This is a genomic window from Streptomyces sp. NPDC055400 (genome assembly GCF_053644375.1).
In genome coordinates, this window is the sequence record NZ_JBSHLM010000003.1 from 313,087 (window position 1) to 326,716 (window position 13,630).

The window sequence follows — 13,630 nt, forward strand, 5'->3', positions numbered from 1 at the left end:
GCGCCCATGGCACCTGCGGCAGGCACTGCTGGGAGTTCGACGACGGCGCGACTCGTCCTGCTGACACTCGCGGCAGGTCAGTTCCTGATGGCTCTCGACAGCTCGGTCATGAACGTCTCGATCGCCACCGTGGCCGAGGACGTGGGCACGACCGTGACGGGGATCCAGGGCGCCATCACGGCGTACACCCTCGTGATGGCGATGTTCATGATCCCGGGCGGCAAGGCCGGCGCGCTGATCGGCCGCAGACGCGCGTTCATGACCGGCTGCGTCATCTACGGCTGCGGCTCCCTGACCACGGCGCTCGCACCCAACCTCCCCGTACTGCTGCTCGGCTGGGCGCTCCTCGAGGGGGTCGGGGCCGCTCTCATCATGCCCGCGATCGTGGCGCTCGTGGCGGGCAACTTCGTCACGGAACGCCGTCCCGCCGCCTATGGTCTCGTCGCGGCCGCAGGGGCCGTGGCGATCGCGGTAGGGCCGCTCGTCGGAGGTGTCGCGACGACGTACTTCTCCTGGCGCTGGGTGTTCGCCGGTGAGGTCGTGGTGGTGCTCGGCATCCTCGTGCTCGCCCGCCGCATCGCCGACGCGCCGGTCGGCGAACGCTCCCGCATCGATCTCCCCGGCTGCGTGCTCTCCGCCCTCGGCCTCGGGATCTTCGTCTACGGAGTCCTCCGCTCGGACGAATGGGGCTGGCTCCGGCCCAAACCAGGCGCGCCTTCGTGGCTCGGTATTTCGCCGGTCGTCTGGCTGGCGCTGGCCGGTCTGCTGCTGATCTGGCTCTTCCTCCGCTGGGAGGCCCGCCTGGTGGAGCAGCGCAAGGAGCCGCTCATCGACCCGGCCCTGCTGCAGAACAAGCAGCTCACCGGCGGCCTGACGATGTTCTTCTTCCAGTACCTCGTGCAGATGGGTGTGTTCTTCGTCGTCCCGCTGTATCTGTCGGTCGCCCTGGGCCTGTCCGCGCTCAAGACCGGTGCCCGCATCCTGCCGCTCTCGCTGACGCTGCTGGCGGCCGCGATCCTGATCCCGCGCTTCCTCCCGGATGTCTCACCGCGCCGGGTGGTGCGGCTCGGGATCCTCGCGCTGCTCGCCGGCGCGGTGGCCCTGATGGCCGCGCTCGACGTGGGAGCCGGCGCGGAGATCGTCACCCTCCCCCTCCTGCTGATCGGGCTCGGGATGGGCGCGCTGGCGTCCCAGCTCGGGTCGGTCACCGTGTCCGCGGTGCCGGAGGCACAGAGCGCGGAGGTCGGCGGAGTCCAGAACGCCGTCACCAACCTGGGCGCTTCGCTCGGTACGGCACTCGCCGGGTCGATCCTCATCGCCGCGCTCACGACCTCGTTCGTCACCGCCATCGAGCAGAATCCGGCGGTCCCGGCCGATGTCAAGAGCCGGGCCTCCGTCGAGCTCCAGAGCGGCGCGCCCTTCCTCTCGGACGCTCAGCTCAAGACCGCGCTCGACGAAGCCGGCACGAGCACGGAGGTCACCCAGGCGGCGCTCGACGCGAACAACGAAGCACGGCTCGACGGGCTCCGCGCCGCACTCGCCGTCCTCGCCCTCACCTCGCTGCTCGCGATGTTCTTCACCTCACGGATCCCGACGACCCAGCCCCGCTCGGCGACGCCCTAGCCCACGCGCGCCGTATGCCGTGCCGCTTGCTCAAGCGTCCGGAACTTACCCGGCCCGGGTGCGTTGGGAGCTTGTGGCCAACGGGACTTCGGAGGCCACTGTGACGCCGGCTAGGGATCTTGCGCTTCTATAGCGGGGGCTTTGACAGCCCCCAAAGATCGAGCTTCATCCGACTCGGCCCGAATGGTGCTATGTCATGCACCTGACTGGCCACGCAGGCCCGAAACACTCCCTTGGGGGGAACGTTGACGAGAAGCACCATGCCGAGACGCATACTGGCCCGGACGGTGGGCGTTGTCGCGGCGGTGACAGTTGCGCTCACGGCTGCGCCCTTGGCGGGCACCGCGCAGGCCTACAGCGCGACATCGGGAACGCTGAGCTTCAGCGGCGATCCGGGTGAGCACATTTCAGGCGGTCAGTCGTATGAGTACACGGCTGGAGCGGTCCAGATGTTCGACGTCCAGGGCAGCAGGGACGACAACAGCCTCACCGTCGCGATCGATTCGGACCAAGGCACGCTCTGGCGTCTCATCGTCGCCGCCCCAGATGGTCAGAAGCTGACTGAGGGCACCACGTACACCGGGGCGAAGAAATGGCCCTACGTCCAGCCGGGGGATCCGCAACTGGAGTTCGCCGGGATCGACAACGGGACCGAAAAAGGGTGTAACACCAACTCCGGCTCCTTCACCATCGAGCACATCGCTTTCGGCCCCTACGGCTACGTCCGCGCACTCGATGCCACCTTCGAGCAGTACTGCAACGGGTCGACAGTGCCTCTGCACGGTGCGGTTCACGCGGTCATGCCCGACCCGCCGGCCGAACTCGCAATGACGATGAACGCCGACCCCACGGGCACGGTGAACGTCAAGAACGGTCAGATCACCGTCGGCGGCACCGTGACGTGCAACAAGCCTGCGAGCGTCTCGCTCACCGGCCAGGTCTTCCAAATCCTGAAGAAGGGGACGCCAGGCGCGTCCTACGAGACGGCCGTGGCGTGCACCCCGGGCGCACCCGTCCCCTGGTCCGTCGAGCTGACCAGCCAGGACCCCGGCGTCTCGTTCGAGCCCGGCACCGCAACGATGCGCAGCAGGGCCAAGGCGGATGACCGGGACTACCCGGTGACTGCCGACACCGGACAGCAGGAGTCAGAGGTCACGCTTTCCAAGAGCTGAGCCCAGGCGGCTGCGAGATCAGCTGACATCGCTGGTGACAGCAGCGGGAGCCGACAGCCCCGATCGACCGGAGCGGTGAACCGGCCCCGGGATGACGCAGGGGCCCCTCGATGCCTGTCGAGGGGCCCCTTCGCGTCGACAGCGCGCGACGAAGACCTTGAAGCGCAGATCAGAGCGCTTCCTTGTTCTCCTTGGGCGCCTCTCCCGACTTGTGTACCGGAGGCAGGACACTCCACGGGAAGTTGATCCACTCGTCCGTGCGCTTCCACACGTACTCGCACTTCACGAGCGACTGCGACTTCTCGTAGATCACGGCGGAGCGCACCTCGGCCACGGTGTCGAGGCAGAAGTCGTGGACCAGCTTCAGGGTCTTCCCGGTGTCGGCGACGTCATCGGTGATGAGCACCTTCTTGTCCGAGAAGTCGATCGCGTTGGGCACGGGCGCCAGCATGACGGGCATGTCGAGCGTCGTTCCCACACCCGTGTAGAACTCGACGTTCACGAGGTGGATGTTCTTGCAGTCGAGGGCGTACGCGAGCCCGCCGGCCACGAAGACGCCACCGCGCGCGATGGACAGCACTATGTCCGGCTCGTAACCGTCGTCGGCGATCGTCTGCGCCAGCTCGCGCACGGCAGTGCCGAACTTGTCGTACGTAAGGTTCTCGCGTACGTCACTCATGCTGCTGCTCACACCTGTGTCCGATGGAAATTGAGGAAGGAACGGGAGGCCGTGGGGCCGCGCTGGCCCTGGTAGCGGGACCCGTAGCGCTCGTTGCCGTAGGGGAACTCGGCGGGCGAGCTCAGCCGGAACATGCACAGCTGCCCGATCTTCATGCCCGGCCACAGCTTGATCGGCAGCGTCGCGAGGTTCGACAGCTCCAGCGTGACGTGCCCGGAGAACCCGGGGTCGATGAAGCCGGCGGTGGAGTGCGTGACGAGCCCGAGCCGGCCGAGGGAGCTCTTGCCCTCCAGGCGCGAGGCGAGATCGTCCGGCAGCGAGATGACCTCGTACGTGGAGGCGAGCACGAACTCGCCGGGGTGGAGGATGAAGGGCTCGTCGCCCTCCGGCTCCACGAGCCGCGTCAGGTCGGCCTGCTCCACCGCGGGGTCGATGTGCGGGTAGCGGTGGTTCTCGAACACCCGGAAGTAGCGGTCGAGCCGCACGTCGATGCTCGAGGGCTGCACCATGGATTCGTCGTACGGATCGATGCGGACCCGCCCGGCGTCGATCTCGGCCCGGATGTCCTTGTCTGAGAGAAGCACGTAGCGAGGATACGCAGAGCGCGCGGGCCCGCCACAATCCGGCCATTGCACCGCGACTGTGGCGCACCCGCGCGCCTGCTCTCCGGCTGTGCGCCGGCTACCGCTTCTCGAACTCCACAGGAACCGCGTTCCTCAGCCGCGCACACCGCGGACATCGGATCAGCCGGCCGGGTCCGAGCCGGTCGGCCTGCTGCATCGGGAACGAAGCGGTGCTGAACACGTGCCCCTCGGCACAACGGACGAATGTGCGCTCCATCGAGTCCCAGAGTCCCTTCCCCACGAACCACTACGCCATTTCTGGCTGACAACGATGGGTCACATTACGGGATGAAAGGGACGCCACTCCAGGCGGCACTCCGCACACGGAAGGACCCTCGAAGCCGGCCCCACCGTACGCCCCAACTCCCTTCACCCGCAGTCACTTCCGGCACGCACAACGCATCCGGACCCCACGGCGAAAGCACCGGGGGCCCGAGGTGTTGTAGAGTGTGCGACGTTACGACTCCGGCTCAACCCGGCGTCTTACGCGGGTGTAGTTTAGTGGTAGAACATCAGCTTCCCAAGCTGAGAGTGCGAGTTCGATTCTCGTCACCCGCTCCATAGTTGAGGCCCAGGTCAGAGACCTGGGCCTTGTTTGTTGTCCGGACCTATTTAGCTGTCTTCAGCACCCGCGCACCACATCCGCACCATTAGGGCTGTCGGGCGCTGTCGGGCGGCTCGTCCTTGTGGTGCTTCGCACGCTGAGCGCGCACCATCTCGTCGAGCCCGTCGGCGACCTCATGCTGACGCTCATGATCGGAGTGCTGATAGATCAGCGCCGCCTTCTCCGAGGACTGTCCCGCTCGGACCATCGTGTCCTTGAGCGTGGCGCCCGAGCGCGTCGACAGAGTGTGACCGGTGTGGCGGAGGTCGTAGAACCGGAAACCTTCCGGCAGCCCAGCTGTGACACGGACCCGACGCCGGACGCGCCCGAACGTGGTGCGCCGGAAGGCTCCGCCGCGCTCGCCGACGAAGAACAACCCGTCCGGGCACGCCAATCGATCACCGTTCGTGTGTAGCCGCCCTCGGGCCTACAACATCATGAGGCGAGCTGCGACTCCCCGCTCGTATCGTGAAAAGAGACAGAGCTGCGAGCAAGGCAGGGCAGTCATGAAGGTACCGGCGATCGACTACGCGGCGGTGTTCCAGGCCCTTCCCGGGGCGGTGGCGCTAGTGACCCCGCACCTGATCTACGCGGACGCCAACGCGGAGTTCTTGCGCCTGCGGGGCCTTCCAAGCGAACAAGTGATCGGTCACTTCGTGTCTGATGACCACCCCGAAAAAGCCCCCGCCGAGCCTCTCCTGCTCAGAGTTCTGGCGTCACTGCGCCAGGCGGCCGACACCGGTGAGCGCAGCATCGTAGCGTTGCAACGCTACGACAGGGAGGACCCCGATCAGCCCGGAGTGTGGCTCGAGCGGTACTTCAACCTGACCAACATTCCTGTGTTCGGACCGGATGGACGGGTGGCGCTGCTGCTGCACCGGGCGGAGGAAGTCACCGAACTCATCCGCGCCCGTGAAGTGGCGCTGGCCTTGCAGGAATCCATGCTGCCCGCTTTGCGCCGGGTCGGCCGGCATCAGGCGGCCGTACGCTACCGGCCCGCCGCCGAAGCACTGAATGTGGCCGGCGACTGGTACGACCTGGTCGACCTGCCCGGCGACCGCATCGCCGTCGCGGTCGGCGACGTCGTCGGCCACGGCCTGCCCGCGGCCGGCGTCATGGGACAACTGCGCAGCGCCCTCAGCGCCGCCTCCCTCGTCGCCGAAGGACCCGCCCGCGCCCTGGAAGTCCTCGGGCTGTACGCCCGCACCGTCGACGGCGCCGAGAACACCACCGTGGCCACGGCATTCATCGACTGGAAGAGCCGCACCATCACCTACAGCAGCGCCGGCCACCCACCACCCGCGCTCCTGCAGAGGGACAAGACCGTCGAGTTCCTCAACCAGGCCACCGACCCGCCACTGGCCGCCCGCCCTCAGCATGCCTCCCGGATCCAGGCTGTCACAGCCTTCCGCGAGGGCGCGATTCTCGCGCTCTACACCGACGGCCTGATCGAACGCCGCGGCGAAGACATCGACACCGGCCTCGCCCGGCTCGCCGTCTCCCTGGCGCGCCACCAGGCAGACGACCCCGAAGCCCTCGCCGACGCCGTGCTCAACGACCTGCTTCCATCAGGCGACGCCACCGACGACACCGCCCTGGTCATCTTGCGCCTGTGAATCCAGCCCGCTACGTTCGCCTGCCCGTTTGCACCCCGCCGACAACAGTGAAGCGCTTGGATACGAGTGGCGGGGCGCCACGGCGCTCGGGGCAGACCAGGGACAGCGATGTTCTGCGACGGCGTTTCCGCTGGTGGCAGGCAGGCAGGCCGGGTGTCTGTAGACCTGCCGGCTCAGCCGTCCCAGGTTCGAATCCTGGCGCCGAGCAGCTGCATCATGATCCGCCCCGACCGAGAAAGCGAGAACAGAAGCCCTGCCGGCTGCTACCTGCACAGATCGACGGGCCGGAGCGGTCGAAGGTATTCGTAGTGACTGGGTGGGGGTTCAGGCGCGGCACGGGCCGTACAGGCTCGGTCTGCATTCCCGTATTGCCGCAGAGCACCGGCCCTCCCCCATCTGGACCTGTCGGACTGCGCATGTGGTGCTGATGGCATGAGCCTGGAGTCCAGGTCCAGTGGCGCCGGACGGCGGGCCCTCGCGGTTCGTTCACTGTCGAGTCGAGAAGGAACCATGGCTGATCAGCAGGAGGACACGGGTCGCATCGTGGTCGGCGTGGATGGTTCGGAGCCATCGAAGCAGGCGCTTCGATGGGCCGCGCGTCAGGCGGAGCTTACCGGTGGGGTGGTGGTGGCGGTGGCCGCCTGGAACATCCCGCACTTCTACGGCGCACGCGCCTGGCTGCCCGCGTCGAGCACGGATCAAGGGGCCATCGAAAGCCGGACACGCACGGAACTGGAGCAAGCGGTTGAGGAAGCCCTGGGATCCTCGCCGACGGTCGAGGTGCAGACCGAGGTGCGCTACGGCACGGCCGCAAGTGTGCTCATCGACGCCTCCCAGGACGCGGCCGTGCTTGTGGTGGGCAGTCGGGGCCTCGGGGACTTTTCGGGGCTGCTCCTGGGGTCGGTGGCCCAGCGCTGCACCCAGCACGCCGCCTGTCCGGTCCTCGTGATGCGCGGTGCCGGTGAGTGAGCTCGGCGGCCTTGGAAGGTTGCTCTCAGGGGGAAACCCACTGTCCGGGCCGGCGAACGGGTTTCCTCGACCCGCCGAATCCGACGACCTTTGAATGGCCCCGATGACAGGAAACGAGCTCCCGAGCTCTCCGACAGGAACCTCTTGTTGCGGAAGGGAGGCGGCATGCACGATTCCGATCCGCCGTTCCGGTCGGTCCGAAGCCGCGACGGCTATCTGCCGCTGGAGGATCTCGGCCTCATCGGGGACGGAACGACCACCGCCCTGGTGGGCCTGGACGGTTCCATCCCGTGGATGTGCCTGCCCCGGTTCGATGCCGAGCCGCTCTTCTGCGGCCTGCTCGACCATGCGCGAGGCGGCCGGTTCACCCTCGCGCCGGAGGACCTGGTGGAGGCGCGGCAGCACTACGAACCGGACACCGGCGTCCTGACGACCGAGTTGCGCAGCCGCACCGGTCTGGTGCGCATCACCGATGCGCTGGTCCTGCGCTCCGGCGCCGACCTCACCGACGACGCACCGGCCGACCGGTCCGAACTCGTGCGCTCGGCGGTTGTGTTGGACGGAAGCGTCCGCCTGCGCGCGGAACTGGAGCCCCGCGGCGGCGCACAGGTGCGCGCTCTGTTCAGCGGACTGGAAGTGCGCCCCTCCCAGCGGCCGGACCTGCGGCTCCACCTGCGGTCCAACCGGCCCCTGACCGGCCTGCACAGCACCCACGACCTGCGGCAGGGCGATCGCCTCGATCTCGTGCTGTCCTGGGGCCGCTTCCACCGCCACCACCGCTTCGACACCGACACGATGCTGCAGACGACGGCCGACGCGTGGCGGCGCTGGATGCGGCACTTCGACTACGGCGGCCCCGAGGAACCCCTCGTCAGGCGGGCCGCGATCACCTTGAAGCTGTGCGACGACTGGGCCAACGGCTCGCTGGTCGCGGCACCCACCTCCTCCCTGCCCGCGCCCATCGGCGGCATCCGCAACTGGGACTACCGCTACGCCTGGATCCGCGACGCGGCGTACGCGGTGTTCGCCCTGCGCCGCATCGGCTTCCGCGGCGAGGCCGACGCCTTCCTCGGCTGGGTCCTCGACGCCTTCGAATACAGCGGGCGGCCGCGGATCATGTACGGGCTGCGGGGCGGGCTCGTACCGGACGAGGTCGAGGACGGCGAGCTGGAGGGCTACCAGCGCTCCGCCCCGGTGCGCTGGGGCAACGGCGCCGCCGACCAGCGCCAGCACGACGTCTACGGCGAGATCCTGGACTGCGCCCACCAGTGGCTGCGTTCCGGCGGTGAGATCCAGCCCGGGCTGTGGGCCGGCCTGGCCGGGCTCGCCGACACCGCGGAACAAGCCTGGCGGCAGCCGGACCAGGGCATCTGGGAAGTGCGCAGCGAGGGCCGGGTGTTCACGTACTCCGCCGGGATGTGCCAGGTCGCCCTGGACCGGGCCGCGCAGATCGGTGAGCGGCTCGGGCTGTCCGGGCGGGTCGCCCAATGGCGGGCCTCGGCCGACGAGTTGCGCCGGCTCGTCCTGGAGCAGTCCTGGGACGAGAAGACGCAGACCCTCAGCGCCCACCTCGACGGGGGCGGCCTGCTGGACGCGAGCCTGCTCGCGCTCCCGCTGCGCCATGTGGTGCCGGCCGATCACCCGCGGATGGTGGCGACCACCAAGGCCGTCGCCGAGCGGCTGTCGGCGGGCGACGGCCTGCTCTACCGCTATCTGCACGAGGAGTCCCCCGACGGCCTGGCCGGAGACGAGGGCGCCTTCGTGCTGTGCAGTTTCTGGCTGGTCGACAACCTGATCGGGCAGGGCCGGATCGAGGAGGCCGAAGGGCTGTACGCCTCGCTGTGTGCCCGCAGTAGCCCGCTGGGGCTGCTGTCGGAGCAGATCAACCCCTCGACAGGAGAGTTCATGGGCAACTTCCCGCAGGCGTTCAGCCACATCGGCGTCATCGCCAGTGGCGTCAACCTCGCCCGAGCGAAGGCAGGCGGACGGACATGATCAACCGGCTGGCCGTCTTCGGCGGGACGGGCGACCTCACGGCGCGCTATCTGCTGCCCGCGCTGGCAGCCCTGCATGCGGCAGGACACCTCGGCGACCGGCTGGAGTGGACCGGCGCCAGCAGGGAGGACTGGGACACCGAGCAGTACCGGCAGTGGATCGCCGAGCAGTACGAGCGGCACGACGACTTCAGTCCGGCCACCTCCCGGCAGGCGATCACTGCTGCGGCCCGCTACGTGCGGGCCGATGTCACCGACCCCGCCGAGGTCGCCGCGGCCGTCGCGGGCGACGGCCCCGTCGCCGTCTACCTCGCCCTCCCCCCGGCGCTCTTCCCGCCCGTGGTCACCGCGCTGCACGAGGCGGGCCTGCCGGCGGGCAGCCGGATCGTGCTGGAGAAGCCGTTCGGGGAGGACCTGGCCGGTGCGCAGGAGCTGAACCGGCTGCTCGCCGACCTCGTACCGGAGCAGGCCGTGTTCCGCGTCGACCACTTCCTGGCCATGACGACCGTCCAGAACGTCCTCGGCAGCCGCCTGGCCAACCGCGTCCTGGAGCCCATCTGGAACAGCACCCACATCGCCGAGGTCGAGATCGTCTGGGACGAGACGCTGGCGCTGGAGGGCAGGGCGGGCTACTACGACCATGTCGGCGCGCTCAAGGACATGCTCCAGAACCACCTTCTGCAGTTGCTCTGCCTGGTGGCCATGGAACCGCCGATCACGCTCGGCGAGCGGGACCTGCGCGACCGGAAGGTCGACGTGCTGCGCTCGGTGCGGCTGCTGACCGAGTACGACGTCGTGCACCGCACCCGCCGCGCCCGCTATCTGGCCGGCCGGATCGGCGGCCACGACCTGCCCGCCTACGTCGACGAGGAAGGCGTGAGCCCCGAGCGCCGTACGGAGACGTACGCCGAGGTGGAACTGGAACTGGACAGCTGGCGCTGGGCCGGGACGACCTTCCGGCTGCGCAGCGGCAAGGCGATCGGGGCGGACCGCAAGGAGGTCGCGGTGCGCTTCCGCCCCGTGCCGCATCTGCCCTTCGGGCACAGCGGGGAGGCGCTGCCCAACGTGCTGCGCTTCCACCTCGAACCGGAGGGGCTGGCCCTGGATCTGACGGGCATCGGCGCCCACACCGACGAGCTCGCCCCGCTCGCGCTGACCGCGCGGATGGAGCCGCCGGGCCTGCCCGCCTACGGCCGGCTGCTGCTGGACGTCCTGCGGGGCGACCCCGCCCTGTCCATCCGAGGCGACGAGGCCGAGGAGGCGTGGCGGCTCCTGGAGCCCGTACTGTCCGCCTGGGAGAAGGATCTTGTGCCCCTGGAGGAGTACCCGGCCGGCTCGGACGGGCCGCCCGCGCGGGAGCAGCACGCGGACGGCCTGCGGCGGCGGGAAGCCCTGCTTCACGATCCAGCGATCCCGCCCGACATCCGGCAGTCGGACGCGTGACGCCGGAACGACAGCCACGGGCGACCGTGTCGGGAATCGAGCCGCCGACACGCAGTCTTCAGGTCCCGCGCGAGGAAGGGCCGTCCCCGTGTGGGCGGGAGGCGGCCGCCGGCTGGTTGACGGGGAACCGCGCCGGTTGCCCGGTCAGCACCCGTACGGCCTCTTCGGCGGCGATGGTCCGTACCGTTTTGATGGCTTCTTCGGAGTAGTAGGCGGCGTGAGGTGTGACGATCACGTTGGGCAGCTCGAGCAGGGGGTTGTTCGGGCGCCAGCCGCGTTGTTTCGAAGGTTCCTCCTCGAGATCGTCCAGCGCCGCACCGGCGATCCACCCTTCCGACAGTGCCTTGTGGATCGCGGCATCCTGCACGATGGGCCCGCGTGCGGTGTTGACGAGGATGGCGGTCGGCTTCATCCGGCGGAGTGTCGCGCGATCGAAGGTGTGGTGTGTCTCAGGGGTGAGCGGCGATTGGATCACCAGATAGTCGGCACCTGCCACGAGGTCGTCGAAGGACGTCGGCCGGACCTGACGCGCTCGGATCTCGGACTCGTCGAGGAATGGGTCATGAGCCCAGACTTCGACGCCGAATCCCCTCGCGCGTTCGGCGATGAGCCGTGCGATGAAGCCGAAGGACAGCAGGCCGAGCACCTTTCCCTTCAGCTTCCGGATGGGCTGTCCGGTCTGCCAGTGCCATTCGCCCTGGCGGGTCGCTCGGTCGTAATGGCAGATCTTCCGAGCGGCCGCGAGCCAGAGCGCGATGGCATGGTCGGCGACCTCTTCGGCGCACCAGTCGTTCGGTGCGTTCGTGACCTGGATTCCATGCCGGGTCGCGGCGTCGACGTCGACGATGTCCACGCCAGTGCCGTAGCGGGCGATCACCCGGCAGTGGGTCAGCGCATCGATGGTGCGGGAACCGACCCGCGCGTACTGGGTCAGGATGCCGCCGGCCTGGCGCCCGGCTTCGATCACCTCGTCCTCGCTCTTGCACTGCGCGGCAAGGAGATGGAGTCCGGCGCCTTCGACGATGGCGCGTTCGATGTCCACGTCCCCGAAGTCGTAGTCGGCGATCAGAATTGTTTCGCTGGGGTCAGTGCGAGTCACGGGGAATTCCCTTGGTATGGACGAGATCCTGGTATGACACGGCAAGCTCCAGACAGCCCCCGGTGTCCAATTGACCGACCGTGGAACGGTAGATCTCTTGCCACGGCGTCTGGTGCTCCAAGGGCGGAGGTGTGTAGTGAGCCTTCCGGTCGGCGATCTCCTCATCCGACAGCAGGACGTCGACGCGCGCGTTGTCCAGGTCGACACGGATCCGGTCGCCCGTGCGCAGGATGGCGAGGTTGCCGCCGACCGCGGCCTCGGGGCTGGCGTTGAGAATGGACGGTGCGTCCGACGTGCCGCTCTGCCGGCCGTCGCCCATCGTGGGCAGGGCGGTGATGCCTCGCTGGATCAGTGCGGCAGGCAGCTCCATGTTCACGACCTCGGCCGAGCCCGGATATCCGACCGGCCCGGTGTAGCGGATGACGAGAATGCAGTCCTGGTCGATACCCAACTCGGGATCTTCGATGCGGGCGTGGTAGTCCTCAGGCCCGTCGAAGACCACGGCGCGAAAGACGAACACCGACGGATCGTCGGGGCCCGGCAGACCACGGGCCCGGAAGTTGTCGGTGATGACCGACGTTTTCATGATCGCGGAATCGAACAGGTTCCCGGTCATGACGAGCAGGCCGCCCTGCGCGGTGACGGGGTCGTCGACGGGGCGGATGACCGCCGGGTCGGCGGGCGGCGCATCATCCAGGTTTTCGGCCACGGTCCGACCCGAGATCGTTACGGCATCGCCGTGCAGGTGCCCCGCGGCCAGCAACGACCGCATGACCGCCGGGACACCGCCGGCGCGGTAGAAGTCCTCGGCCAGGAACTCACCTGCGGGAGCGAGGTTCACCAGCACCGGAATGTCGGATCCGACGCGGTGCCAGTCCTGGTTGGACAGATTTACCCCGACGTGACGTGCGATGGCGTTGATGTGGATGGGCACGTTCGTCGATGCAGCGATGGCCGATGCGACGACGATCGCGTTCTCGAAGGCCTGTCGTGTCATGATCTTGCGGGGGGTCAGGTCCTCGCGCACGATGGTCACGGCCCGGCGGCCCGTGTCGTAGGCCATTTGCGCCCGCTCGCGATAAGGGGCCGGGATAGCCGCGCAGCCGGGAAGGGACATTCCCAGGGCCTCGGCCAGGCTGTTCATCGACAGAGCGGTGCCCATCGTGTTGCAGTGGCCGATGCTGGGCGCGGAGGCCGCGACGCGTGCCATGTATTCGTCGTAGTCGATCTCCCCGCTGGCGAGTAGCCGCTTCGACTGCCAGATCACCAGCCCCGAGCCGGTCCGCATCCCGTTGTGGTAGCCGTTGAGCATGGGCCCTCCGGACAGGACGATCGCCGGGATGTTCACGGTCGCCGCCGCGGTCAGGCACGCAGGCGTGGTCTTGTCGCAGCCTGTCGTCAGGACCACACCGTCGAGTGGATATCCGTACAGCACCTCGACCAGTCCGAGATAGGCGAGGTTGCGGTCCAACGCCGCGGTGGGGCGCTTCCCCGTCTCCTGCAACGGATGGACGGGGAACTCGAACGGAATGCCGCCACCATCGCGAACCCCGTCCTTGACCCGGTCGGCGAGGTCGAGATGGTGTCGATTGCAGGGAACCAGATCGTTGCCCGTCTGGGCGATGCCGATGATCGGTCGCCCCGACTGAAGTTCTGCCGGCGTGAGGCCGTAGTTCAAGAACCGTTCAAGATAGAGCGCCGTCATCTCCGGATTTTCCGCGTTGTCCCACCATGCCTGGCTGCGCAGCTCCCCCGTGGTGCCCTTCGGCGGTGACATAAGAAGCTCCTCGCAGACCTTGCGCGCTGGC

At 68.4% G+C, this 13,630-nt stretch carries 10 protein-coding genes, 1 tRNA gene and 1 pseudogene; 7 read left to right on the plus strand and 5 right to left on the minus strand.

Translation table 11 applies throughout. The features are described 5' to 3' along the window. The first annotated feature begins 6 nt into the window (after positions 1–6). On the plus strand, positions 7–1,623 hold the full coding sequence (locus ACWIGU_RS09560) for an MFS transporter (protein WP_454399116.1): 1,617 nt from the start codon (positions 7–9) through the stop codon (positions 1,621–1,623). Between the two features lie 287 nt (positions 1,624–1,910). Beyond that, positions 1,911–2,795, plus strand: coding sequence for a hypothetical protein (locus ACWIGU_RS09565; protein ID WP_454399118.1), 885 nt, complete (start codon positions 1,911–1,913; stop codon positions 2,793–2,795). A 169-nt stretch (positions 2,796–2,964) separates the two neighbouring features. Here ACWIGU_RS09565 and ACWIGU_RS09570 read toward each other — a convergent pair whose 3' ends face one another. Both ACWIGU_RS09570 and dcd read right to left on the minus strand, forming a co-directional pair. Continuing rightward, positions 2,965–3,474 (minus strand): phosphoribosyltransferase, encoded by a 510-nt coding sequence (locus tag ACWIGU_RS09570; protein ID WP_454399120.1) that lies wholly within the window; start codon positions 3,472–3,474, stop codon positions 2,965–2,967. A gap of 8 nt (positions 3,475–3,482) precedes the next feature. Beyond that, on the minus strand, positions 3,483–4,058 hold the full coding sequence (dcd, locus tag ACWIGU_RS09575; protein ID WP_100596440.1) for a dCTP deaminase: 576 nt from the start codon (positions 4,056–4,058) through the stop codon (positions 3,483–3,485). Positions 4,059–4,584: 526 nt separating this feature from the next. Here dcd and ACWIGU_RS09580 point away from each other — a divergent pair. After that, a tRNA-Gly gene (locus ACWIGU_RS09580) sits at positions 4,585–4,658 on the plus strand. 89 nt (positions 4,659–4,747) lie between these two features. On the opposite strand, the pseudogene ACWIGU_RS09585 reads toward ACWIGU_RS09580, so the two are convergent. Then, positions 4,748–5,086 (minus strand): annotated as a pseudogene (locus ACWIGU_RS09585) (tyrosine-type recombinase/integrase); the annotation flags it as partial. A gap of 121 nt (positions 5,087–5,207) precedes the next feature. On the opposite strand from ACWIGU_RS09585, the gene ACWIGU_RS09590 reads away from it, so the two are divergent. The 4 genes from ACWIGU_RS09590 (at position 5,208) to ACWIGU_RS09605 (ending at position 10,723) form a co-directional block, all read left to right on the plus strand. Beyond that, entirely contained in the window at positions 5,208–6,317 is a 1,110-nt protein-coding gene (locus tag ACWIGU_RS09590) for a PP2C family protein-serine/threonine phosphatase (RefSeq protein WP_454399122.1), read from the plus strand. 510 nt (positions 6,318–6,827) lie between these two features. Then, positions 6,828–7,286: a universal stress protein gene (locus tag ACWIGU_RS09595; protein WP_454399124.1), complete on the plus strand. Its 459-nt coding sequence runs from the start codon at positions 6,828–6,830 to the stop codon at positions 7,284–7,286. Positions 7,287–7,451: 165 nt separating this feature from the next. After that, entirely contained in the window at positions 7,452–9,281 is a 1,830-nt protein-coding gene (locus ACWIGU_RS09600; protein WP_454399126.1) for a glycoside hydrolase family 15 protein, read from the plus strand. Beyond that, positions 9,278–10,723: a glucose-6-phosphate dehydrogenase gene (locus ACWIGU_RS09605; RefSeq protein WP_454399128.1), complete on the plus strand. Its 1,446-nt coding sequence runs from the start codon at positions 9,278–9,280 to the stop codon at positions 10,721–10,723. The genes ACWIGU_RS09600 and ACWIGU_RS09605 overlap by 4 nt, the downstream gene beginning before the upstream one ends. Positions 10,724–10,781: 58 nt before the next feature. Here the strand turns inward: ACWIGU_RS09605 and ACWIGU_RS09610 are convergent, their stop codons facing one another. Both ACWIGU_RS09610 and ACWIGU_RS09615 read right to left on the minus strand, forming a co-directional pair. Then, positions 10,782–11,822: a C-terminal binding protein gene (locus ACWIGU_RS09610; RefSeq protein WP_454399130.1), complete on the minus strand. Its 1,041-nt coding sequence runs from the start codon at positions 11,820–11,822 to the stop codon at positions 10,782–10,784. Next, entirely contained in the window at positions 11,809–13,599 is a 1,791-nt protein-coding gene (locus ACWIGU_RS09615; protein ID WP_454399132.1) for an IlvD/Edd family dehydratase, read from the minus strand. Before ACWIGU_RS09615 ends, ACWIGU_RS09610 begins: the two co-directional genes overlap by 14 nt. Positions 13,600–13,630 lie beyond the last annotated feature (31 nt).